The following is a 23,516-nucleotide window of genomic DNA, read 5'->3' on the forward strand; positions in this document are numbered from 1 at the left end:
AGCCCGCCATGACCAAGGCCCATGTTCTCAAGTATCTGCGGACCATCCACGGCTGGCTTGGCGTGATCATCGTGCCATGGATCATCATCATCGGGGCGACCGGGTTCTACCTGAACCATTCGCGCATGGTTCTGGGTTGGTTTCAGGGGCCGGACTACAGCGAAGAACAGCTGCTGACATGGGAGGGTGCGCATCAGGTCGATAGCGTCGCGGCAGCTGCGATCGCGGCGCAATATTGGCCGGACGAGCCGCTTCCCGCGCCCGAGGCTGTCACCTACCATGATTTCGTCGCTTATCAGTTCGACCGGCCTTCGGGGCTGGTGATCGTGGTGCGCGAAAGCGGCCACTACTACGTCAAGACGGACTATTCCCGCCGCACCTACGCGCCGGATGGCACCCTTGTCGACAATGAGCGGTATTGGTCGCGGATCTTCAAGGAATTGCACACGCGCGGCTGGCTTGGCGGCACGCTTGGCCGCTGGCTGGCCGACATCACCGCCCTGTCGATGGTGATGTTCGGAATGACCGGGATCGTGCTTTGGTGGTTGCCGCGCGCCCGAAAATTCAGGCGCGCGCTGGGCTTGGGGAATTAGGCGCGGGGAATCCAGGCGCCATCCTTGGCCGAAGACTCCTGACAGGCGCGGATGAACCACATTCCGTCCAGACCTTCACCGATTCCGGGCAGCAGCGCCCCGTCGGCCTTGCCCTCGATCAGGTCCGCAGCGTCGTCGTAGATCGTGGCAAACCCTTCAAGATATCCTTCCGGGTGGCCGGGCGGCACGCGGGTCCAATCGGCTCCGGTTCCGGCGCCGCCACGGGTCAGAATCTGCTTGGGCTCGCCAAAGCGGGCATAGGTCATCACGTTGGGGTTTTCCTGCCCCCATTCGATCCCGCCCTTGTCGCCATAGACCCGCAGTCGCAAGCCGTTTTCATGACCGATCGCAACCTGGCTGGCCCAGACCATGGCCCGGGCGCCCTGTTCCATCCGCAGAAGGATATGCGCGTTGTCATCGACAAGCCGGCCGTCGACCATGCTGTGCAATTCGGCCGACAGTGCCTCGGTCTTCAATCCGGTGACAAAGGACAGAAGGTTGAAGGCGTGGGTGCCGATATCGCCAATCGCACCGGCGCCCGATTGCTTGGGGTCGGTGCGCCAATCGGCCTGTTTGTTGTGAGTGTCCTCGGCCAGCCAATCCTGCGCGTATTCCGCCTGAACGATCCGGATCTTGCCCAGATCACCCCGGGCAATCATCGCGCGGGCCTGCCGCATCAGTGGATAGCCGGTGTAGTTGTGGGTTAGGATGAACTTGGCGTCAGCCGCCGCGACGGCGGCCTCGATCTCGGCGGCCTGTTCCTGCGTCGCGGCCAGCGGCTTGTCGCAGATCACGTGGATACCGGCCTTTAGGAAAGCAATCGCTGGCCCGGCGTGCATATGGTTCGGGGTGACGATGGCCACCGCCTGAATGCCGTCCTCGCGGGCCGCCTCGGTCACGGCCATATCCTCGTAAGAGGCATAGGACCGGTCCGCCGCGATCCCCAGATCGGCGGCGCTGGCCGCGGCCCGTTCCGGGTTTGACGACAAGGCGCCCGCGACCAGATCGAACCGGCCATCGATACGGGCGGCAATGCGATGCACGCCCCCGATGAACCCGCCTTGGCCGCCGCCGACCATTCCCAGCCTGATCCGTGTCATAGTCCCAACATCTCCTTGATGGCTTTGTCGTCGCGTTCCGCCCCTGCGAAATCGTCGAACGCCTTTTCTGTTACCTCGATAAGGTGGCTTTCAATGAAGGGGGCACCTTCCGCCGCGCCCTGTTCCGGCGATTTGATGCAGCATTCCCATTCCAGGACCGCCCAGCTGTCGTATCCATATTGGGTGAGTTTGGAAAAGATACCTGAAAAATCGACCTGCCCGTCACCCAGGCTACGGAATCGCCCGGCCCGGCTGGTCCAGCCCTGATAGCCGGAATAAACGCCCTGCCGCCCGTCGGGATTGAATTCGGCGTCCTTGACGTGGAAGGCGTTGATCCGGTCGTGGTAGAGGTCGATGAAGGCCAGATAATCGAGCTGCTGAAGCAGGAAGTGCGAGGGATCATAGTTGATCCGCGCCGCCTCGTGTTCTTTGACCCGGCCAAGGAACATCTCCCAGGTTGCGCCGTCGAACAGGTCCTCGCCCGGGTGCAGTTCAAACCCGATGTCCACCCCGTGATCCGCGTAATAATCGAAAATCGGCAGCCAGCGGCGCGCCAGTTCATCGAATGCCTCGTCGATCAGGCCAGCCGGGCGCTGCGGCCAGGGGTAGAGATAGGGGAAAGCGAGCGACCCCGAGAAGCTGACCGTGTGATCCAGCCCCAGCTTGCGGCTCGCAATCGCGGCCTTTTTCATCTGCTCCGTGGCCCACTCCTGCCGGGCCTTCGGGTTGCCATGCACCGCCGCCGGGGCGAATGCGTCAAAGGCGCGGTCATAGGCCGGGTTCACCGCCACCAGCTGCCCCTGCAGATGGGTGGACAGCTCGGTAATCGCAACGCCCGCGTCGGCACAGACACCCTTCACCTCGTCGCAATAGGTGTCGCTTTCGGCGGCCTTGTCCAGATCGAACAGGCGTCCGTCGAAGGTCGGGATCTGGACGCCCTTATAACCAAGGCCAGCGGCCCATTTGGTGATGTTCTCAAGACTGTCAAACGGGGCTGCATCCCCGGCAAACTGGGCAAGGAACAGCGCGGGGCCTTTGATCTGCGTGGGCATGGTCGGGTCTCCAATTATCTGGCAAAGATCACAACTCCGCTGACGATGGAACCCCGTCAAACGGTGTTTTCACCTTCCTAAATCGTTATAGTTAGCGCTACAATGGCAAAAATTCGCCGCACTTGCGAAGGCGCCGGGTGAGGGATTCAGGATTTCGCGGTGTTGAAAACGCGGGCGGGATGCAGTTCGCCGGCCTTGAAGACACCGACCGCGACCGCCTGCCCGTCATGGCTGGCCCAGCATTCCTCGCCATAGTCGACATCATGGGCGATCACCATCGCCGGATTGCCGTTCAACAGCCTCCCAAGGCTCTCGGGCGGGCAGTGGACCTCGGGCAGATCGGCAAGCCCTTCTTCCAGAGGACGCAGGTAAGCATCCAGCGCCGGGTCTTTCGCCAGCTTTTCGACTGTGTCCATGTCGATCCCGTCCTTCGCCTCGAACGGGCCGGACCAGATCCGGCGCAGCTTCAGGACATGGCCGTAGCAGCCCAGCGCCGCCCCCAGATCGCGGGCAATGGACCGGACATAGCCGCCCTTGCCACAGGTCATTTCCAGAACGACATGATCTGCATCCGGCCGGTCGACCAACAGAAGTTCTTCGACCCAAAGTGGCCGGGCGGCAATTTCAAAGTCCTCGTCATCGCGGGCACGTTTATAGGCGCGCTCCCCGTCGATCTTCACCGCTGAAAACTTCGGCGGAACCTGCATGATGTCGCCAATGAACCCCGACAGCGCGGCCTTGATCTCGTCATCCGTGGGGCGGGCGTCCGAGGTGGCGATCACCTCGCCCTCGGCGTCGTCGGTATTCGTGGCCGCGCCAAGACGAACCGTGAATTCATATGCCTTCAGACTGTCGGTGATATAAGGCACGGTCTTTGTCGCCTCGCCCAGCGCAACGGCCAGAACCCCGGTCGCCTCTGGGTCCAGCGTCCCGGCATGCCCGGCCTTCTGGGCGCCAAAGGCCCAGCGGACCTTGTTCACAACGGCGGTCGATGTGATCCCCGCCGGCTTGTCCACGACCAGCCACCCGGAAATGTCACGTCCCTTGCGCTTGCCCATCTGTGCCTCGCATCAATTCTGGAAGGGGCCTGCTAAAGGGCGCAGGCGGGGCGGTCAACCGGACCTAGTCCTCAAGATCCTTGCGCACCCGGTCCTCGGACAGCAGGCGGCGGGTCTCGTCCATCTGGTCAAAGGTTTCATCCGGGAAGAACGCCAGGTCCGGCGAATGCTTCATCTTGATTTCGCGGGTGACAAGACGGCGGATCTCGCCCTTGTTGCGGTTCAGGGCCTCCATCGCCTCGTCCTTGCCCTTGCCGCCCAGCGGCAGAACAAAGACGCGGGCCTGACGCAGGTCGGGGGTGACCCGGACCTCACCCACGGTGATGGACATGCGTTGCAGGTCGGGGTCATGGACCTCGCCCCGCATCAACAGGTCGGACAGCGCCCGGCGGATCAATTCGCCCACGCGAAGTTGCCGGTTCGACGGGCCGGCGCCCTGAAAGGAACGGTTCTTTGCCATGGGCCTGCACATAAGGGGCATCCGCCCCCTTGCCAAGCGGCGCTTTGATGTGCAGGCAAGAACCAACGCAGTCGCAAGGCCAAGGGGCAACGCATGATCGACATACCCGGAATCGTGATCACCGGCGGATCTGGCCGGATGGGGCAGATGCTGATCCAGACCGTTCTGGCCTCGGACGCTTGCAAACTGGTTGGCGTTCTCGAACGCGAAGGCCACGCCTGGATCGGCCGCGACGTGGGCGAGGCGATGGGCGGGCAGCCCGTCGGCGTGACCGTGTCCGACGACCCGCTGGATACCTTCGCCAAGGCACAGGCGATCATTGATTTCACCGCCCCCGCCGCCACCGTCGAATTTGCCGGTCTGGCCGCGCAGGCCCGCGCCGTTCATGTGATCGGCACCACCGGCTTGTCCAAGGAAGACCTTGCCGCGGTTTCCGCCGCCGCCCGCCACGCGACGATCGTCCGCGCCGGGAACATGTCGCTGGGTGTGAACCTTTTGGTGCAATTGACGAAAAAGGTTGCCGCCGCGCTGGACGAGGATTTCGACATCGAAGTGATCGAGGCGCACCACAACAAGAAGGTCGATGCCCCCTCGGGCACCGCGCTGATGCTGGGCGAGGCCGCCGCCGAAGGGCGCGGTGTGTCGCTGGACGATGTGAAGGACAGCGGCCGGGACGGGATCACCGGCGCGCGCAAGCGGGGCGACATCGGGTTCACCGCCATCCGGGGCGGCGACATCGTGGGCGAACATGACGTCCTCTTCGCTGCGCCGGGCGAACGGATCGTGCTGCGTCACGTGGCCACCGACCGGGCGATCTTCGCGCGCGGCGCGCTCAAGGCCGCGCTCTGGGGGCAGGGGAAAAAGCCGGGCGAATACGACATGATGGACGTGCTTGGCCTGTCCTGAGTGATCCGGCGGGGCCTTATGCGCGTATCAGGCAGGATTTCCGAAACAACGGAACCCTGTCATGCGCGCGCTTCTCTTCGCCCTCCTTCTCCCGACAACTGCTTTGGCCGATGGATTCGTCCCGATCACCGACCGGGAGACCTTCTTGTCCTATGTGCAGGATCGTGACCTTCGGCTTGGCGTCCTAGGCATTACCCTGAACGTGGACCCGGACGGGACAATTGCAGGCACCGCCGTTCGCTGGGAGGTGACCGGAACATGGGACTGGAAAGACGGCTTCTTCTGCCGCGAGATGGACTGGTCCGGGATGCCCATCGACTACAATTGCCAATTGGTCGAGGTGCGCGACGGGTCCGAGATGCGCTTTACCGTCGATCAGGGGGCAGGGGACAGCGCGACCTTCCGCCTGCGCTAGAAATCGACGGCGATCCCTTTCTTTTCCCAATCGCCAAACCGCACCGGTTCCGGTCCGTCGCGGCCACCCAGTTCAGTGGGTAGATCCTGCGCCTTGGCGGCCTTGCGGCGCTCTTCGGCCTCTTGCAGGGCGCGAACGGCGGCGGCGGGCAGGTCTTTCTTCGGGTCGGACATGGCGCGTTTCCTTGTGGGATTGCCTTTGGTGATATACGGGCCTTGGGCAATATCTCAAGAGGACCCCGATGACCAAGCCCGACAAATCCGGCCTTGCGCCGCGCTATGCGGCCTATCAACTGATCGAAGCGGTAACCGGCGAGGGCCGCCTTTTGCCGGAATTGATCGGGGCCGGAGCGTTGGCGCGGCTGGACCCGCAGGACCGCGCCCGTGCCCAGCGGATCGCGATGGAGACGCTGCGGGCGCTGGACCGGGCCGACCGGATGCTGAAACCCTTCATGGCCAAACGCCCGCCGCTGCCGGTGCGCAACGCGCTGCGCATGGGCACCGTGGAAATCTGGGCCTTTGGCGAGGCGCCGCATGGGGTCGTCAATGCCTGTGTCGAAATCATCGGCCGCGACCCGAAGCACCGGGGCATGAAGGGGCTGGTCAACGCGGTCCTGCGCAAGGTGGCCGAGGAACGGCCCGGCGCATGGGACAGGCTGCCCACCCCGCGCCTGCCCGATTGGCTGCGCGACCCGATGATCGCTGCCTGGGGCAAACCCGCCGTCGCCGCGATGGAAGAGGCGCATTACAAAGGGGCAGCCTTGGACCTGACCCCGAAGGGCGACGCCGAAACCCTTGCCGCGCAACTGGGCGGAGCCGTCCTGCCGACCGGTTCTGTCCGACTGGCCGACGCCGGGCAGGTGTCGCAGCTTCCCGGCTATGACGCGGGCCACTGGTGGGTGCAGGACGCTGCTGCCGCACTTCCGGCCCGTATTCTGAATGCAACACCGGGTGAAAAGGTGCTCGACCTTTGCGCCGCGCCGGGCGGCAAGACCATGCAACTGGCGGCAGCGGGCGCGGATGTGACCGCTGTTGATGTGTCGGACGGGCGGATGACGCGAGTCGGGCAGAACCTTGCACGCACCGGCCTTAATGCCCGCACGGTCGTGGCCGACGCCTTTGACTTTGACGAAGCGGGCTGGGACGCAATCCTCTTGGACGCGCCCTGTTCCGCCACTGGCACCATCCGCCGCCACCCGGACCTGCCCCGGGCCAAAGACGGGTCCGAATTCGGCGCCCTGATCGACCAGCAAGAGGCGCTGATCGACCACGCGCTGTCCCTGTTGAAACCGGGCGGGCGGCTGATGTTCTGCACCTGCTCGCTTCTGCCGGATGAAGGCGAGGTGCAGGTAGAAGAGGCGCTATCGAGGCATCCCGGCCTGACGGTCGAGGGTATCGACACCGGCGCGCTTGGGGTCGATCCGGCATGGATCACCGAAGAAGGCGGGCTGCGTCTGCGCCCCGACTACTGGCCCGAACTGGGTGGCATGGACGGGTTCTATATGGCGCTTCTGCGAAAGCCCGCGTGACTTGGCCCAGGATTGGCCCTATGCTGCCGCACGAAAACAAGACGCGACCTTTACGCGCAACACAGGCAGGGCACCCCAGTGGCCAAGGATCAGACATGGGCTTTCCGCCGAAAGCGTTTCATGCATCGTCTGCATGCACGTCTTGCCGCGCGCGCCCGTGTTCCCACCGGATTCGTTTCCCAGCCTGAGCCACGATCCATCGGGCGCTATGCCCGTGGTCGGCAGCTGACCGCCGGGAATTTCCTTTTCTCAGGTCATTTGTTCGAAGCGCCCGACAGCTCCATCTGGGACATCGGGCAGGACGAACCCCATATCGTCGAGGAACTGCAGGGTTGCACCTGGCTGGATGATCTGGCCGCCGTCGGCGACGCCAAGGCACGCGGCAAGGCCCAGGCCTGGGTTCATGACTGGATCGACCGCTTCGGCAACGGCAGCGGCCCGGGCTGGACCCCGGAACTAACCGGGCGGCGTCTGATCCGCTGGATCAACCACGGGTTCTTTCTGTTGCGGGGCCGGGACAAGGCCGCCTCGGATATCTACTACCGGTCGCTTGCGCGGCAGGCCTTGTTTCTGTCCCGGCGCTGGACCGCTGCCCGGCCCGGACTGCCCCGGGTCGAGGCGCTGACTGGCATGATCTATGCGGGGCTGTCGCTGGAAGGGATGGGCGACCATGTCGCCCCGGCGGTGCGGGCGCTGGCCCGCGATTGCAAGGCGCAGGTCGATGCCGAAGGCGGCATTCCCACCCGCAACCCGGAAGAGTTGCTGGAGGTCTTTACCCTGTTCACATGGGCGCGGCAGGCATTGGACGAATCCGAACACGCCGTCCCCGAGGAACTGGAAGCCGCCTTGGCCCGGATCGCGCCGACACTGCGGTTCCTGCGCCATTCCGATGGCGGGCTTGCCCGGTTCCACGGTGGCGGGCGCGGGATCGAAGGCCGGCTGGATCAGGCCCTGTCCGAATCCGGGATCAGCGACACCGCCGGGCCCGGCCGGCGCATGGGGTTCGCTCGGATGCAGGCGGGCCGGACCAGCGTCATCGTGGACGCCGCGCCGCCACCTTCGGGCGAGGCCTCCTATGACGCCCACGCCTCGACCCTTGCGTTCGAGCTGACTTCCGGCCGCCGGTCGGTCATCGTCAACTGCGGATCGGGCCGCGCCTTCGGGCCCGAATGGCGCCGGGCCGGGCGGGCCACGGCCAGCCATTCGACCTTGGGTCTGGACGGCTATTCCTCGTCCCGGCTTGGGGTGCCCAGCCGGTTGAACGGTCTGCGGCAAGAGCTTTTGGTCGATCTGCCTCAGGACGTGCCGATTGAACAGTCGGACCTTGACGACGGAATGCGGCTGGAAATGGGGCACGACGGCTATCGCAAGACCCACGGGCTGACACATGCCCGCACGCTGGACCTGACATGGGACGGGCGCGGGCTGGTAGGCGAGGATCTGATCACCACGCTCAGCGATGGGGACAAGGCCCGGTTCGACCGGGCGATGGACCGGGAAGGGCTGGACGGCATCCCCTATTCCGTCCGGTTTCACCTGCACCCCGAGGTCGATGCGAACGTGGATCTGGGCGGGGCAGCAATCAGCCTGACCCTCAAAAGCGGCGAGATCTGGGTCTTCCGGCATGACGGAGTTTCCGAAATGCGCCTTGAGCCCTCAGTTTACCTTGAAAACGGGCGATTGAAGCCGCGTGCGACACAACAAGTGGTTTTAACCGGGCGCGCAATGTCCTATGCGACGCGCGTCCGCTGGTCGCTGGCCAAGGCGCAGGAAACGCCGACCGCACTACGCGACTTTGTCGAGGATGGCATCGCGGACAAGGATCAAGACTGATTTCCGGGGGACCCGATGACCGACCTGCAGCCCATCCGCCGCGCACTGCTTTCCGTTTCCGACAAGACCGGGTTGATCGACCTGGCCCGGGCGCTTGCCGACCGCGGTGTCGAACTTCTGTCCACCGGCGGCTCTGCCAAGGCGCTGCGCGACGCTGGCCTGCCCGTGCGGGACGTGGCCGATGTGACGGGCTTTCCGGAAATGATGGATGGGCGGGTCAAAACGCTGCACCCCAAGGTGCATGGCGGGCTATTGGCGCTGCGCGACAATGCCGACCACCGCGCCGCGATGAAAACCCATGACATCGGCGGCATCGACCTGCTGGTGGTGAACCTCTACCCGTTCGAAGCGACCGTCGCCATGGGCGCCGCATATGATGACTGCATCGAAAACATCGACATCGGCGGCCCCGCGATGATCCGCGCCGCGGCCAAGAACCATGCCTTCGTCAACGTCGTGGTGGATGTCGAGGACTACGACGCGCTTTTGGCGGAACTTGCGGCGAACGACGGGCAGACCACCTATGCCTTCCGTCAGACGCTGGCCCAAACCGCCTATGCCCGCACCGCCGCCTATGATGCCGCGGTGTCCAGCTGGATGGCGGGCGCGATCGGTCAGGCCACGCCGCGCCGTCGCGCCTTTGCCGGGACGCTGGCGCAGGGGTTGCGCTATGGCGAAAACCCGCACCAGTCGGCGGCCTTCTACACCGATGGCAGCGGGCGTCAGGGCGTGGCCACCGCGACCCAGCATCAGGGCAAGGAACTGTCCTACAACAACATCAACGACACCGACGCCGCCTTTGAACTGGTCGCCGAATTCAACCCCGCCGATGGGGCCGCCTGCGCGATCATCAAGCACGCCAACCCCTGTGGTGTCGCCACCGGCGCGACCCTTCTGGACGCCTATAAGGCGGCCTTCGACTGTGACCGGACGAGCGCGTTCGGCGGCATCGTCGCCCTGAACCAGCCGCTGGATGCCGACACCGCCCGCGAAATCACCGGCATCTTCACCGAGGTCGTGATCGCCCCCGGTGCCTCGGATGAGGCCCGCGAGATTTTTGCCGCGAAAAAGAATCTGCGCCTTCTGACGACCGATGGCCTGCCCGATCCGAAATCCGGTGGGCTGACCTACCGGCAGGTCGCGGGCGGGATGCTGGTGCAGGACAAGGACAATGGCCACATCGCGCTGGACGATCTGAAGGTCGTCACGAAAAAGGCTCCGACGCCCGAGCAAATGACCGATCTTCTGTTCGCCTGGAAAGTCGCCAAACACGTCAAGTCCAACGCCATCGTCTATGTGAAGGACGGGGCCACCGTCGGTGTCGGCGCGGGCCAGATGAGCCGGGTCGACAGCGCCCTGATCGCCGCGAAAAAGGCGGAACGCATGGCCGAGGCGCTGGGCCTTCCGCAACCGCTGACCATCGGCTCCGCCGTGGCGTCCGACGCGTTCTTCCCTTTCCCTGACGGGCTGATGGAGGCCGCCGCTGCCGGGGCGACCTGCGTGATCCAGCCGGGCGGGTCGATGCGTGACGACGAGGTGATCGCCGCCGCCGATGAGGCCGGGCTTGCCATGGTGTTCACCGGCATGCGCCACTTCCGGCACTGACCTGACGAAAGGACCGCCCATGCGTCTGACACTCTGGACCAGCTTCTGGGTCTTCCTAGCGGACCAGCTTTCCAAATATGTCGTGGTGCATGGGATGGACCTGTTCACCCTACAACGGATCGTGGTCTGGCCCGGCTATCTGGAATTCCGCATGGCGTGGAACCGGGGGGTCAACTTCGGCCTGTTTTCCGGGCTGGACATGCGCTGGGCCCTGATCGGCATCGCTTTTGTCGTCAGCGGGTTCGTCCTGTGGTGGGTCCGCAAGGAAGGCGGCAGCCGGTGGATGGATCTGTCGGCAGGCCTGCTGGTTGGCGGGGCGCTGGGCAATGTGATTGACCGGGTGCTTTACGGCGCGGTTGCGGACTTTCTTAACATGTCCTGCTGCGGCATCGAAAACCCCTATGCCTTCAACATCGCGGATATCGCGATCTTCGTCGGGGCGCTGGGGCTTGTGGTCTTTGGCGGCGGGTCGGACAAGGCGAAACCCGCTAAAGGGTAACAACCCCCGTGACGACCGGCAAAACAGCGGTTAAAGATTGGCGGAACGACCGGAAGGGGAACCAATGCGCGGAACGATACTGGCAGTTCTGGCACTACTGACGCTCGCGGCCTGTGGCGGCGGCGACCGTGGCCTGCGGCAACTGGACAACCCCGGTGGTGGTCCGGATGAATTTTCGATTCTGCCCTCCCGTCCGCTCGAAATGCCCGAAACACTCGCTACGCTGCCGCAACCGACACCGGGCGGTGCCAACCGGACAGATCCCAACCCGCTGGGCGACGGGATCGCAGCCTTGGGCGGCAACCAGAACGCCGGTCGGGCTGGCGGCATTCCCGCCGCCGATGCCGGGCTGATCGGCGCGGTCAACCGCTATGGCACAGACCCTGCAATCCGCGACACGCTCGCGGCCGAGGACGAAGCGTTCCGCCGCCGCCGGGGACGGCTGTCGGCCTTCGGAATGGGGCGGGTGGACCGCTATTTCGCCGCCTATGCCGGAATGGCCTTGGACGCCTATGCCGAATTCATCCGGTTCCGGAACCTTGGTGTGCAGGTGCCGTCGGCCCCGCCGGCAAACTGATCCGCTCACAACACCGGGAACAGGGCTTGATACCCCCGAAACGCACCGTAGGTTGATCGTGACGGAACAACCGCCACAAAAGGATCACCCATGCGCCGACTGATCGCCGCGCTGTGCATTTCCGCAACGCCCTTTGCTGCATCCGCCGAAGAGGTGACGACCTACACGCTCGACAACGGAATGGATGTGGTCGTGATCGAAGACCACCGTGCCCCGGTGGTTGTGCACATGGTCTGGTATCGCAGCGGATCAGCCGATGAACCGCCCGGATCGTCGGGCGTGGCGCATTTCCTTGAACACCTGTTGTTTAAGGCAACCGATACGATGGAATCGGGCGAACTGTCCGAAGTCGTCGCCGCTAACGGGGGCAGCGACAACGCCTTCACCAGCTATGACTACACCGCATATTATCAGCGGGTCGCGGCAGACCGGCTCGAACTGATGATGCGGATGGAATCGGACCGCATGAACAACCTTCGGCTGACCGAAGAGGACATCGTCACCGAACGCAACGTGATCCTTGAAGAGCGCAACCAACGCACCGACAACAACGCCGGTGCGCTGGCGCGTGAACAACTCCGGGCGGCACAATACCTCAACCATCGCTACGGGGTTCCCATCATCGGCTGGCGGCACGAGATGGAAAGTCTCGACATGCAGGACGCGCTGTCCTTCTATGATCTCTACTATTCGCCCAACAACGCGATCCTCGTGGTCGCCGGGGATGTAGAGCCCGAAGAGGTTCTGGCCCTAGCCGAAACTTACTATGGCGTCATCCCGCCCGAAGAACACCTGCCCGAACGATTCCGGCCCGAAGAACCGCCGCAAACGGCGGAACGGCGGTTGACCTACGTCGATCCGCGAGTGTCGCAACCCTACCTGACCCGAAGCTATATCGCCCCTGAACGGGATTCTGGCGCACAGAAAGAGGCCGCCGCGCTGGTCTATCTTGCAGAGCTTCTGGGCGGCTCGCCCTTTACCTCCGCCCTAGGGATCGCCCTGCAATTCGACAGCCAGACGGCGGTCTATTCCGGCGCGGGCTATGACGCGATGAACCTAGACGACACGACCTTCGGGCTGACGGTCGTGCCCGCCCAAGGCGTCACCCTGTCCGAGGCCGAAGCCGCGATGGATCAGGTGATCGCCGATTTTCTGGCCAACCCCATCGACGCCGATCAAATGGAACGGCTCCGGACCCAGTTCCGGGCCTCTGAAATCTACGCCCGCGACGATGTCGAAGGGATCGCCAACCGCTATGGCGCGGCGCTGACACAGGGGCTGACCATCGAAGACGTTCAGGCCTGGCCCCAAATCCTGCAACAGGTCACCGCCGAGGACGTGAAGGCCGTGGCAGAAAAAGTCCTGCAACGGCAGCAGTCCGTCACCGGCTGGATCGTGCCTAGCCAAGAGGAGGCCCTCTGATGATCCGGTTTGCAATCGCCTTCGCGCTCGCCTTTGCCACCTCTGCGCGGGCCGAGGTTGAGATACAGGAAATCACCTCTCCCGGTGGGATCGACGCCTGGCTGGTCGAGGAACATTCGATCCCCTTCGTTGCCATCGAGATTCATTTCGAAGGCGGCAGCGCGCTGGACCTGCCGGGCAAACGCGGGGCAACCAACCTGATGACCGGCCTGATCGAGGAAGGATCGGGCGACATGGATGCCCGCGCCTTCCAATCCGCGCGCGAGGCGCTTGCCGCCAGCTACGAATTCGACGTCTACGATGACGGGCTGACCGTGTCGGCCCGGTTCCTGACCGAAAACCGGGATCAGGCGGTCGCGCTTCTCCGGCAGGCGCTGATCGATCCGCGGTTCGATCAGGACGCGCTGGACCGGGTCCGGGCGCAGGTTCTGTCCGGCATCGCGTCGGACGAAAAGAACCCCAACCGGATTGCAGGTCGGGCCTTCTACAGTGCGGCCTTTGGCGATCACCCCTATGGCACCGCCGACAGCGGCACGGTCGAAACCGTCACCGTCCTGACCCGCGAAGACATGTTCGATGCGCACCGCAATGTGCTCGTCCGCGACCGGGCGATGGTATCCGCTGTGGGTGACATCACCGCCGAGGAACTGGGCGCGTTGATTGACACGCTGCTGGGCGACCTGCCCGAAGGCGGCGCACCGTTGCCCGACCGGGTCGATTTTGGCCTGACCGGCGGGATAACCGTCGTGCCCTATGACACCCCGCAATCCGTCGCCCTGTTCGGCCACTCCGGAATGGAACGCGACGACGAGGACTTCTTCGCCGCCTACATCCTCAACACCATTCTGGGCGGCAATGGTCCCCAGTCGATCCTGATGGAGGAGGTTCGCGAAAAACGCGGGCTGACCTATGGGATCTACACCTACCTTGTCCCTAAGGATCACACCGAAATGTGGCTTGGCTCGGTCGCGTCGGCCAATGACCGGATGGCCGAAACCGTCGCGCTGGTGCAGGCGGAATGGCAGCGGATCGCCGAGGGCGGGATCACCCAGGACCAGCTCGATGCCGCCAAGACCTATCTGACCGGAGCCTATCCGCTGCGGTTCGATGGCAACGGGCCGATTGCCTCGATCATGGTGGGGATGCAGGTGCAGGGGCTGCCGACCGACTACGTCATCCACCGCAACGATTACATCAACGCGGTGACGCTTGAGGACGTGAACCGGGTTGCCGCCGAATACCTGCGGCCCGAGGCGCTGCATTTCACCATCGTGGGGCAGCCTGTGGGCCTTGAAAGCACGCAATAGCCCCTCGCAGAATCGGACATGGCCGTGCTATCCCTTGTGGCATGGCCATTCCTGACCCCAAGATAAGCGCAAATCGCCCTGTCATTCGCCAATTGGACGAGGCCGCGATCAACCGGATCGCGGCGGGCGAGGTCGTGGAGCGTCCCGCCAGCGCGGTCAAGGAATTGGTGGAAAACGCCATCGACGCCGGGGCCACCCGGATCGAGGTGACCATCGCCGACGGCGGCAAGACCCTGATCCGGGTCACCGACAATGGCTGCGGCATCGCCGCCGGCGACCTGCCGCTCGCCCTGTCCCGCCACGCCACCTCCAAGATCGACGGATCGGACCTTCTGAACATCCACTCCTTCGGTTTCCGGGGCGAGGCGCTGCCCTCGCTCGGCGCCGTGGGCCGCCTCACCATCACCAGCCGCGTCCCCGGCGAAGATGCCGCCAGCATCGCCGTCGCGGGTGGCCGGACAGACCCGGTCCGCCCCGCCGCCCTGTCTGGCGGCACCGTGGTCGAGCTGAAAGACCTGTTCTACGCCACCCCCGCGCGGTTGAAATTCCTGCGCACCGACCGCGCCGAAACCCAGGCCGTCACCGATGTGGTCAAACGGCTGGCCATGGCCGAACCCTTCATCGGATTTACCCTGCGGGACGCCTCAGGCGGGGACAGCCGCACCCTGTTCCGGGCCGACGCCGAAACCGGCGATATGTTCGACGCGCTGCATGGTCGGCTTGGGCAGGTTCTGGGCCGCGATTTTGCCGACAACGCACTCCAGATCGACGCCGAACGGGACGGGTTCCACCTCACCGGATATGCCGCCCTGCCGACCTATTCGCGCGGTTCGGCTGTTGCGCAGTTCCTCTTCGTCAACGGCCGCCCGGTCAAGGACAAGCTGCTGCTGGGCGCGCTGCGCGGCGCCTATATGGATTTCCTCAGCCGCGACAGGCACCCGGCGGCGGCGCTGTTCGTCGATTGCGACCCGCAGCTTGTCGATGTGAACGTCCACCCGGCCAAGTCCGAGGTCCGGTTCCGCGAACCCGGCGTGGTGCGCGGGCTGCTGGTGTCCGGCGTCCGGCACGCGCTGGCCAATGCGGGGCACCGGGCCTCGTCTACCGTGGCCTCGGCGACGCTTGGGGCCATGCGCCCGGAACCGTCAGGCCCCGCGCGCATCTACCAGATGGACCGCCCCTCGCAAAACGCACGCAGCCTGTCCTACCAGATGCAGACCCCGGCCCCGACGGGCCCCGGCTTTGCCGAAATGTCCATGCCGTCGGCCCGCGTGGAAGAGGTGATCGACCCGCCGGAAACCCCGGCAGAAGCGCTGCCCCTTGGCGCGGCCCGCGCGCAGGTCCATGAAAACTACATCATCGCCCAGACCGAAACCGGCATGGTCATCGTCGACCAGCACGCCGCCCACGAACGTCTGGTCTATGAGAAACTGAAACGGCAGATGGCCGAAAACGGGGTCGCGGCGCAGGCGCTTCTGATCCCCGAAATCGTGGAACTGTCATCGGGCGAAGCCGGGCGGCTGCTGGAGGTGGCGGATGACCTGTCCCGCCTCGGACTGACCATCGAACCCTTTGGTGGCGGCGCGGTCGCCGTGCGCGAAACCCCCGCGATTCTGGGAGAGGTGAACGCCGACACGATGATCCGCGACATCCTTGACGAACTGGCCGACCTTGGCGACAGCAGCACCCTTCAGGCCCGGATAGAGGCAATCCTGTCACGTGTTGCCTGCCACGGGTCGATCCGTTCGGGCCGCCGGATGCGCGGCGAAGAGATGAACGCGCTCCTGCGCGAGATGGAGGCCACGCCCCATTCCGGCCAGTGCAACCACGGGCGGCCAACCTATGTCGAATTGAAACTGTCGGATATCGAAAGACTGTTCGGGCGCACATGATCCAGATTGGCGAAACCAGCTATTCCTTGTCCGACCCGGCGGTTCTGTTGACCCTAGGTGCGGGCGCCCTCGTGTTGTTTGCCATGATCCTTCTGGTCGTGTCAGTGAAACGGGCCGGGCAATCGGCGGCGATGACCCAGATGCTTGCCAGCCAGATGGGTGGGGTGACACAGCGGGTGCAGATGCTGTCGGACGGGCAGCAGCAGCTGTTCGGCGGGTTGAATTCCGTGACCGAGGCGCAGGCCCAGCAGCAGGCCAAAACCCTGCACCTTATGGAACAGCGGCTGGCCGCCGTGACCGAGGCCATGAACCAGAATCTGTCGTCCTCGGCCCGCAACACTGCCCAAAGCCTTGGGGAATTGCAGCAGCGGCTCAAGACCATCGACAAGGCACAGGAAAACATCACCAAACTGTCCGGCGATGTGCTGTCGCTTCAGGACATCCTGTCGAACAAGCAGACCCGCGGCGCCTTCGGGGAAATTCAGCTCAATGATATCGTGTCCAAGGCCCTGCCATCGGACAGCTATGCGCTGCAGCATACCCTGTCGAACGGCAAACGGGCTGACTGCCTGATCCACCTGCCCAACCCGCCCGGGCCCATCGTGATCGACAGCAAATTCCCGCTGGAACCCTACGAACGGCTGCGCAACGCCACCACAGACTGGGAGGTGAACGAGGCCGCACGTCAATTGCGGACAGCGGTCAAGACCCACATCAAGGCCATATCAGACCGCTACATCATCGAGGGCGAAACCGCTGACGGCGCACTGATGTTCCTCCCGTCCGAGGCGGTCTATGCCGAATTGCACGCCAACTTCCCCGAACTGGTGCGCGAAGGCTTTGCCGCGCGGGTCTGGATCGTGTCGCCGACAACCTGCATGGCCACGCTGAACACCATGCGGGCGATCCTGAAAGACGCCCGGATGCGCGAACAGGCGGGGGCGATCCGCAAGGAACTGGCGATGCTTTATGCCGATGTGGACCGGCTTGGCACGCGGGTCGAAAACCTCGACCGGCACTTTGGCCAGGCGGCCAAGGACATCGCCGATATCAAGATCAGCGCCGACAAGGCCGGGCGGCGGGCCAAGCGGCTCGACAATTTCGATTTCGAAGAACTTGCGCCCGATGACGATGCCCCGCGCGTCGTTCCACTGACACGCGGTGATGGCTAGGGCCGTGCCCTAGATCCCGACGAACCGCTGCGCGATGCGCGGCAACAGGCCATTGAACCGCAAGGGCGCGTCCGTCGCGGCAAGGCAGATACAATCCTCACCCGGCTCCGCAACGGGTGTATGTTCCAGATCATCGTTCGCAACTTCGATGTCCCCTACGCCGAAACGGGCGGTTTCATCGCGGAACGCGCCTTGCAGGACAAGCGTCAGTTCGGTGCCGCTGTGGCCGTGGTCAGGCACCGCAACACCCGCCGGGATATGCAACAGGCGAACGGTCGACGCGCCATCGGTCTTCAGAACCATCTGCCTAACGCCACCGCCAACCCGGCGCCAGCGCACGGCCTCCTTGTCGCCACCGACATAATCGCGCAGCGGGGCAGGGAAGATCCCAGCCGTCCGGGCGGCCTTGCGCACCGGGGCGGCGGCGGGCATTCCCGCGATCAGGGCCAGCGTCGCCTCAAGGCTGCCGTCGGTCAATTCGGCCTCGCCCGCGTCCATCATCACCTCGCCGCCCAGCGCCTCGTATTCCGCCAGACGCGCGCGGCAGTCGTCGCACAGCGACACATGGGTGGCCACGACCAGCGAAAAGCCCTCGGGCAATGTGCCCGCGGCATAGCCCATCAAGAGGGCATCGGTCAGGTGATGTTTGATCTGTGTCGTCATTGTCTCGTTCACCGCATCTGATGGCGCAACCGTTCAAGCGCCAATCTAATCCTCGATTTGATCGTGCCCAGAGGCAGGCCGGTTTCTTCTGCAATCTCGCTATGGCTCAGATCGCCGAAATAGGCGCGTTCGATCAGTATTCTCTGTTTCTCGGGCAGGGCCTGAAGGGCTGCGCCCAGTTGTTCCGTTTCCTGTTGCAGGGCGATGGCATCATCCTGATCCGGTTCCGGCTCCGGCCCCCAGTCAAGCTCTTCCGGCTCTGGCCGGCGCTGTTTGCGGATCATGTCGATCTGGCGATTCCGGGCGATCGTGAAGATCCATGTCGATACGCTCGCTTTCGCCGGGTCGAACATTCCTGCCTTCCGCCACAGGGTCGCCATCACATCCTGCGTACATTCCTCTGCCATGTCGGGGCTGGCCCCGGATTTCATCAAGAATGCCTTCACGCGCGGGGCGAAATGCCGGAACACCGCGGCAAAGGCCGCCTGATCCGCATGGTCCCGGATGGCCGTAATTTCCGCCACCCATTCCGCACGTTTAGACACTGCTTCTTCGTTCATTCCTGCCCCGATCCGGGTCCCGTTCAATACCAGCCCCGCCCCAGCATACGCAGGTGCCGTGGGGGCTGCATCATCTTTTGGATCCGCCAAGGTTTCGATGAACATAAACCTACTACGTCCATCGGATGAAACTGGATCAGCGAAAAACTTTCCATCCGGTCGGCGCTGTCCCGCGTATCCCTTCCAGCAACAACGAATACGGCGGAGACGGACAGACAATGCCATTTGAAGCAAGCCGGGGACTACCCCGAAAGATCGCGGTAATCGGCGGGGGAATTTCCGGAATGGGCGCGGCCCATCTTCTGGCACAGGATCACCGGGTGGTCCTGTTTGAATCCGAACATCGGCTGGGCGGGCATGCCCGGACCCGGATGGCCGGGCCCTATGGCACCGATCCGGTTGATACCGGGTTCATCGTCTTCAACTATGCCAACTATCCGCACCTGACCAAGCTGTTCGAAGATTTGGATGTGCCGGTCGTGGAATCCGATATGTCTTTCGGTGCTTCGATTGACGGCGGGCGGGTCGAATACGGGCTGGCCAGCCTTGGCGCCCTCTTCGCGCAGCGGCGCAATCTGGCCCGGCCGCAGTTCCTGCGCATGGTCCGCGATCTGTTCCACTTCAACGCCAACGCGCTTGACGCCTCCCGTGATCCGTCACTGACCATCGGACAGTTGATGGACAAGCTGGGCATGGGGGACTGGTTCCGCAACTACTACCTTCTCCCGATCTCTGGCGCGATCTGGTCCACCCCGGTTCAGAAGATCATGGAATTTCCGGCCTATGCCATGATGACCTTCTTCGAAAATCACGCGCTTCTGCACCATACCGGTCAGCACCAGTGGTTCACGGTCGAGGGCGGATCGGTGGCCTATGTCTCGCGCCTTGCCAACGCCATGGAAAAACAGGGGGTCGATATCCGCTTGTCCGCGCCTGTCGCCGGTGTCCGGCGTGGCCCGCAGGGCGTGGAGGTTCGGGCGCAGGATGGCGAATGGGAACTGTTCGACGAAATCGTCATGGCGACCCATTCCGACGATACGCTGTCGATGCTGTCGGACGCCACGCCGCAGGAACGCGACGTGCTGTCCAACATCCGCTATCAACCCAACACCGCGATCCTGCATTCCGATCCGTCGATCATGCCAAAGCGGCGGCAGGTCTGGTCATCCTGGGTCTATACCGAGGCCACGGGCCAGCAGAAGGACCGGATCGACCTGACTTATTGGATGAATTCGCTTCAGCCCTGGCTGCGGGGCGGTACCGACTATTTCGTGACGCTCAACACGACCCACCCGATCCGTGAAGACCTGATCTGGGATCAGGCGACCTTCCGGCATCCGGTCTATGACCACGCCGCGCTCGAGGCGCAGCGCAAGGCCGTCGTGATGAACGGGTCGAACCGGACGTGGTTCTGCGGGGCATGGATGAAGAACGGCTTCCACGAAGACGGTCTGTCCAGCGCGGTCGATGTGGTCACCGCCCTGAACGCGGTCGAAGGGATGAAGCTGGCAGCGGAATGATGGCAACCGTCGATCATATCGCGGCCCAGACCTATCACGGGCGACGCGGCGGAACGAAGAACGCGTTCCGCTACTCGCTCGACTATGTCCTTCTGGATGCCGAGGCGGCGTTGAAAACGCCGCTTCTGTTCTCGCGGAACGGGCGCAACCTGATGTCCCTGTGGGATACTGACCACGGCGGCGCACCGGGGCAGGGCAGCGGCCCGGTCTGGGTGCGGCGGGTCCTGTCGGATCGGGGGCTCGACCTGCCCGGGCCGCTCCTCCTCCTCGCGCAGCCGCGTATCCTTGGGCATGTCTTCAACCCGGTCAGTTTCTGGCTCTGCCATGATGCAGGCGGCACCCTGCGCGCGGTGATCGCCGAGGTGACGAACACCTTCGGTGATCGGCATTCTTACCTGTGTCACCACGACGATCTGCGCCCGCTGGACTGGGACGAAACCGTCAGCGCCCGCAAGATCTTTCACGTCTCGCCATTTCAGGACGTGACCGGCGACTATGCCTTCCGGTTCCGGATCGACGACGACCGGATCGATGTCCGCATCGACTATCTTGCCGGGAACGGCGGGCTGGTCGCGACACTCACGGGGGAACGCGTCCCGGTGTCCAACCTGTCGATCCTGCGCAGTCTTCTGCGGCGACCCTTCGGGTCGCGGCGGGTGCTGGCGCTGATCCATTGGCAGGCCCTTAAACTCTGGTGGAAAGGGGTCGCCTACCGGACCCGACCCGAACCGCCGCATCAGGACGTCAGCCAGTGACCGTGCAAGCCGCATATGGGCAGCCTGCCCGGCTGCCGGCCTATGCGCTTTACGGCGCGGTCCTCTCTGGGGCCGGGCTGCCGATCTATATCTACGCGCCGAAATTCTTTGCCGAAACCTACGGGGTCAGCCTCGCCGCGCTGGGCGCGGTGCTGTTCGGGTTGCGGTTGTTCGATGTGGTCCAAGACCCTGTCCTTGGCTGGATCAGCGAACGGTTGCGGGGTCTGCGGGCAGTCGCGATGGCGCTTGCCGCTTTGCTGCTTGCCGTATCGATGCTGGGGCTGTTCGCAGCCACGCCGCCGGTCGGTCCACTTCTGTGGTTTGGTCTGACGATCACCGGGCTGTTTACCGCCTTCAGCTTTCTGTCGATCAACTTCTACGCCCGCGGCGTGACCAAGGCCGCCCACCTGCCCGGCGGACATGTGCAACTCGCGGCCTGGCGGGAAAGCGGCGCGCTTCTTGGCGTCTGCCTTGCCGCAATCGCGCCGACACTTCTCATGGGGCTGACCGACACGCCTTTCGGGGTCTTCGCGCTCGGCTTTGCGGTCGTGACGGCGCTTGCCGCCATCCTCATGGCGCCTGAATGGGGAAAGGACATCCATCACGACCCGACCCCGATCAGCGCGATCCTGTCCGACCCGCTGGCCCGGCGGCTTCTGCTTCTGGCGCTGGTCAATGCAACCCCGGTGGCCGTCTCTTCGACCCTGTTCCTGTTCTTCGTCGAAAGCAGACTGGAGGCGTCCGGCTGGGAAGGGCCTCTCCTAGTGCTGTTCTTCCTCTCGGCGGCCCTGTCCGCCCCCCTGTGGTCGCGGCTGGCCCAGACGTTTGGCACGCGGCGCGTGCTTCTCTCGGCCATGGGGCTGGCGATTGCCAGTTTCGGGGGCACGCTGCTTCTTGGGCCGGGCGATGCGCCCGCCTTCGGGCTGATCTGCATCCTGTCGGGGGCGACGATAGGCGCCGACCTGACCCTGCTTCCGGCGGCCTTTGCCCGGCGCATGGCGGCGATCTCGCCACGCGGCGGTCAGGGGTTCGGGCTTTGGTCGCTGGTCAACAAATTCACACTCGCTTTTGCGGCGGTGGCCTTGCTGCCGCTTCTTGAATGGTCCGGGTTTCAGGCGGGGGCATCGGCCCAGCCTGACGCGGCCCTTACCCTTCTGACGGTGCTCTACGCCCTTGTGCCGTCCTTGCTCAAACTTCTGGCCATCGCGCTTTTGCTGGCCACCAGACTGGAGGATACTCCATGACCCCACTTCTCGGTTTCATTCTTGGTGCGGGCCTCGTTCTTGCCCTCGTCCTTCTTGCCCAACGCAGCCTCTCATTCGTGGCGCAAAAGCCCGGCGATTACGCGGGCAGCGAACCGGCCTTCGACATCCGGCAGTTCCTGAACGGCCCGATGGACTGCGAAGGCGTGATCTACGGACCGACCGGTCGGGTCACCTCGCGCTTTGTCGCGGAAATGGATGCCACATGGACTGGCAACACCGGCCGCATGACCGAGGCGTTCCGCTATGCAACCGGCATGACGCAGGACAGGGAATGGACCCTGACGCTGGGCAATGACGGGTCGATCCGGGCCGAGGCGCCGGACCTTGTCGGCACCGGCCACGGCCAGCAGGAAGGCGCCTCTGTCCTGCTGCGCTATCGCATCCGCCTGCCGGAAGAGGCCGGGGGCCATGTCCTGAACGTCACCGACTGGCTCTACCTCGCCCCCAATGGGCACATCATCAACCGTAGCCAGTTCCGAAAATTCGGGATCAAGGTGGCCGAACTGGTCGCCACCATGCGGCCAAGGGCGGTCGCCTGATGGAGTGGCAGGGCAAACGATACTGGCTGGTCGGGGCGAGCGAGGGGCTGGGCCGCGCACTTGCCATGACACTCAGCCGGGCAGGGGCCGAGGTGATCGTCTCGGCCCGGTCGCAGGACCGGCTTGATGCTCTGGTGGAGGAGCTTCCGGGCAAGGCGCGGGCCGTGGCCGTGGACGTCACCGACCGTCAGGCCGTCGAACAGGCCGCGCAGGACATCGGCCCGATCGACGGCATGATCTACCTTGCCGGGGTCTACTGGCCCATGGCCGCACAGGACTGGAACCCCGAACAGGCCGAGGCGATGGCCGAGATCAACTTTCTGGGCGGTATCCGCGCGGTGGGCGCGGTCCTGCCCGGGATGATCGACCGGGGGCAGGGGCATATCGTACTGACCGGGTCGCTGTCAGGCTTCCGCGGGCTGCCGGGGGCCATCGGCTATTCCGCGTCCAAGGCGGGGCTGATCGCGCTGGGCGAATCCATGCAGGCGGACCTGCGCAAGACGCCGATCCGCGTGCAACTGGCCAACCCCGGCTTCATCAAGACCAGGCTGACCGAAAAGAACGACTTCCGGATGCCCTTCATCATGACCCCGGAAGAAGCGGCGCAGGACATGTTCGAACTGATGAACTCGGACGCCTTCAAACGGTCGTTCCCGATGCTGTTTTCATGGGTCTTCCGCCTGTCGCAATTCCTGCCCGACTGGGCCTACTACCGGCTGTTCGGCGCGCGCTGACGCGAAAATGACTTTGCGCAGGATCAAGGCGGGCGCATGATACCCCTGTCAGTCTGCCCTTAAT

Annotated in this window: 24 protein-coding genes; 17 read left to right on the forward strand and 7 right to left on the reverse strand. The window is 64.3% G+C overall.

Annotation, left to right across the window (positions count from 1 at the left end; genetic code table 11):
* Positions 1-8: 8 nt before the first annotated feature.
* The gene (locus tag U3648_RS04045; RefSeq protein ID WP_420857956.1) at positions 9-593 is read left to right on the forward strand and encodes a PepSY domain-containing protein; all 585 of its coding nucleotides are present in this window, start codon (positions 9-11) and stop codon (positions 591-593) included.
* On the opposite strand, the gene U3648_RS04050 is transcribed toward U3648_RS04045, so the two are convergent.
* The 4 genes from U3648_RS04050 to rbfA all read right to left on the reverse strand — a co-directional run bounded on the left by U3648_RS04050 (position 590) and on the right by rbfA (position 4,263).
* On the reverse strand, positions 590-1,693 hold the full coding sequence (locus U3648_RS04050; RefSeq protein WP_420857957.1) for a Gfo/Idh/MocA family protein: 1,104 nt from the start codon (positions 1,691-1,693) through the stop codon (positions 590-592). The genes U3648_RS04045 and U3648_RS04050 overlap by 4 nt on opposite strands.
* Positions 1,690-2,745, reverse strand: a complete 1,056-nt coding sequence (locus tag U3648_RS04055; protein WP_420857958.1) for a sugar phosphate isomerase/epimerase family protein — start codon at positions 2,743-2,745, stop codon at positions 1,690-1,692. The genes U3648_RS04050 and U3648_RS04055 overlap by 4 nt, the downstream gene beginning before the upstream one ends.
* Positions 2,746-2,891: 146 nt before the next feature.
* Entirely contained in the window at positions 2,892-3,803 is a 912-nt protein-coding gene (gene truB, locus U3648_RS04060) for a tRNA pseudouridine(55) synthase TruB (protein WP_420857960.1), read from the reverse strand.
* A gap of 64 nt (positions 3,804-3,867) precedes the next feature.
* Positions 3,868-4,263: a 30S ribosome-binding factor RbfA gene (gene rbfA, locus U3648_RS04065; protein WP_129681965.1), complete on the reverse strand. Its 396-nt coding sequence runs from the start codon at positions 4,261-4,263 to the stop codon at positions 3,868-3,870.
* Positions 4,264-4,356: 93 nt separating this feature from the next.
* Here rbfA and dapB point away from each other — a divergent pair, with 93 nt between their 5' ends.
* Together dapB and U3648_RS04075 are read left to right on the forward strand one after the other, a co-directional pair.
* Positions 4,357-5,169: a 4-hydroxy-tetrahydrodipicolinate reductase gene (dapB, locus tag U3648_RS04070; RefSeq protein ID WP_420857961.1), complete on the forward strand. Its 813-nt coding sequence runs from the start codon at positions 4,357-4,359 to the stop codon at positions 5,167-5,169.
* Positions 5,170-5,230: 61 nt separating this feature from the next.
* A complete protein-coding gene (locus tag U3648_RS04075) occupies positions 5,231-5,584 on the forward strand; it encodes a dihydrodipicolinate reductase (protein WP_420857962.1) in 354 nt (117 codons plus the stop codon).
* Here the strand turns inward: U3648_RS04075 and U3648_RS04080 are convergent.
* Complete coding sequence (locus U3648_RS04080; protein ID WP_420857963.1) at positions 5,581-5,757, reverse strand: DUF1674 domain-containing protein; 177 nt, start codon at positions 5,755-5,757, stop codon at positions 5,581-5,583. The two genes, U3648_RS04075 and U3648_RS04080, sit on opposite strands and share 4 nt — an antisense overlap.
* A gap of 68 nt (positions 5,758-5,825) precedes the next feature.
* On the opposite strand from U3648_RS04080, the gene U3648_RS04085 reads away from it, so the two are divergent.
* From U3648_RS04085 to U3648_RS04125, 9 genes are all read left to right on the forward strand, one after another.
* Positions 5,826-7,112 carry an RsmB/NOP family class I SAM-dependent RNA methyltransferase gene (locus tag U3648_RS04085; protein ID WP_420857964.1) on the forward strand — a complete coding sequence of 429 codons (1,287 nt, stop codon included), beginning with the start codon at positions 5,826-5,828 and terminating at the stop codon, positions 7,110-7,112.
* A 120-nt stretch (positions 7,113-7,232) separates the two neighbouring features.
* The gene (locus tag U3648_RS04090) at positions 7,233-8,945 is read left to right on the forward strand and encodes a heparinase II/III family protein (RefSeq protein ID WP_420857965.1); all 1,713 of its coding nucleotides are present in this window, start codon (positions 7,233-7,235) and stop codon (positions 8,943-8,945) included.
* 15 nt (positions 8,946-8,960) lie between these two features.
* Positions 8,961-10,550, forward strand: coding sequence for a bifunctional phosphoribosylaminoimidazolecarboxamide formyltransferase/IMP cyclohydrolase (gene purH, locus U3648_RS04095; RefSeq protein ID WP_420857967.1), 1,590 nt, complete (start codon positions 8,961-8,963; stop codon positions 10,548-10,550).
* A 19-nt stretch (positions 10,551-10,569) separates the two neighbouring features.
* On the forward strand, positions 10,570-11,049 hold the full coding sequence (gene lspA / locus U3648_RS04100) for a signal peptidase II (RefSeq protein WP_420857968.1): 480 nt from the start codon (positions 10,570-10,572) through the stop codon (positions 11,047-11,049).
* 64 nt (positions 11,050-11,113) lie between these two features.
* The gene (locus tag U3648_RS04105) at positions 11,114-11,626 is read left to right on the forward strand and encodes a DUF3035 domain-containing protein (RefSeq protein ID WP_420857969.1); all 513 of its coding nucleotides are present in this window, start codon (positions 11,114-11,116) and stop codon (positions 11,624-11,626) included.
* Positions 11,627-11,716: 90 nt separating this feature from the next.
* On the forward strand, positions 11,717-13,048 hold the full coding sequence (locus tag U3648_RS04110; RefSeq protein WP_420857970.1) for a M16 family metallopeptidase: 1,332 nt from the start codon (positions 11,717-11,719) through the stop codon (positions 13,046-13,048).
* The gene (locus U3648_RS04115) at positions 13,048-14,355 is read left to right on the forward strand and encodes a M16 family metallopeptidase (protein WP_420857971.1); all 1,308 of its coding nucleotides are present in this window, start codon (positions 13,048-13,050) and stop codon (positions 14,353-14,355) included. The genes U3648_RS04110 and U3648_RS04115 overlap by 1 nt, the downstream gene beginning before the upstream one ends.
* A 41-nt stretch (positions 14,356-14,396) precedes the next feature.
* Positions 14,397-16,244 carry a DNA mismatch repair endonuclease MutL gene (gene mutL / locus U3648_RS04120; protein ID WP_420857972.1) on the forward strand — a complete coding sequence of 616 codons (1,848 nt, stop codon included), beginning with the start codon at positions 14,397-14,399 and terminating at the stop codon, positions 16,242-16,244.
* The gene (locus tag U3648_RS04125) at positions 16,241-17,416 is read left to right on the forward strand and encodes a DNA recombination protein RmuC (RefSeq protein ID WP_420857973.1); all 1,176 of its coding nucleotides are present in this window, start codon (positions 16,241-16,243) and stop codon (positions 17,414-17,416) included. The genes mutL and U3648_RS04125 overlap by 4 nt, the downstream gene beginning before the upstream one ends.
* 9 nt (positions 17,417-17,425) lie before the next feature.
* Here the strand turns inward: U3648_RS04125 and U3648_RS04130 are convergent, their stop codons facing one another.
* Positions 17,426-18,079 carry a ChrR family anti-sigma-E factor gene (locus U3648_RS04130; RefSeq protein ID WP_420857974.1) on the reverse strand — a complete coding sequence of 218 codons (654 nt, stop codon included), beginning with the start codon at positions 18,077-18,079 and terminating at the stop codon, positions 17,426-17,428.
* A gap of 8 nt (positions 18,080-18,087) precedes the next feature.
* Positions 18,088-18,639, reverse strand: a complete 552-nt coding sequence (locus tag U3648_RS04135) for a sigma-70 family RNA polymerase sigma factor (protein ID WP_420857975.1) — start codon at positions 18,637-18,639, stop codon at positions 18,088-18,090.
* Between the two features lie 218 nt (positions 18,640-18,857).
* Between U3648_RS04135 and U3648_RS04140 the strand changes: the two genes are divergently transcribed.
* Genes U3648_RS04140 through U3648_RS04160 form a run of 5 tightly spaced genes read left to right on the forward strand, consistent with a single transcriptional unit; the run spans position 18,858 to position 23,452 of the window.
* A complete protein-coding gene (locus tag U3648_RS04140; protein WP_420857976.1) occupies positions 18,858-20,159 on the forward strand; it encodes an NAD(P)/FAD-dependent oxidoreductase in 1,302 nt (433 codons plus the stop codon).
* Complete coding sequence (locus U3648_RS04145; protein ID WP_420857978.1) at positions 20,156-20,914, forward strand: DUF1365 domain-containing protein; 759 nt, start codon at positions 20,156-20,158, stop codon at positions 20,912-20,914. Before U3648_RS04140 ends, U3648_RS04145 begins: the two co-directional genes overlap by 4 nt.
* On the forward strand, positions 20,911-22,158 hold the full coding sequence (locus U3648_RS04150; RefSeq protein WP_420857979.1) for an MFS transporter: 1,248 nt from the start codon (positions 20,911-20,913) through the stop codon (positions 22,156-22,158). Before U3648_RS04145 ends, U3648_RS04150 begins: the two co-directional genes overlap by 4 nt.
* Entirely contained in the window at positions 22,155-22,718 is a 564-nt protein-coding gene (locus U3648_RS04155; RefSeq protein WP_420857980.1) for a DUF3833 domain-containing protein, read from the forward strand. Before U3648_RS04150 ends, U3648_RS04155 begins: the two co-directional genes overlap by 4 nt.
* Positions 22,715-23,452 carry an SDR family NAD(P)-dependent oxidoreductase gene (locus tag U3648_RS04160; RefSeq protein WP_420858101.1) on the forward strand — a complete coding sequence of 246 codons (738 nt, stop codon included), beginning with the start codon at positions 22,715-22,717 and terminating at the stop codon, positions 23,450-23,452. Before U3648_RS04155 ends, U3648_RS04160 begins: the two co-directional genes overlap by 4 nt.
* Positions 23,453-23,516: the final 64 nt, after the last annotated feature.

Source organism: Marivivens marinus (assembly GCF_035969385.1).
In the GTDB taxonomy this organism is placed as follows: domain Bacteria; phylum Pseudomonadota; class Alphaproteobacteria; order Rhodobacterales; family Rhodobacteraceae; genus SELP01.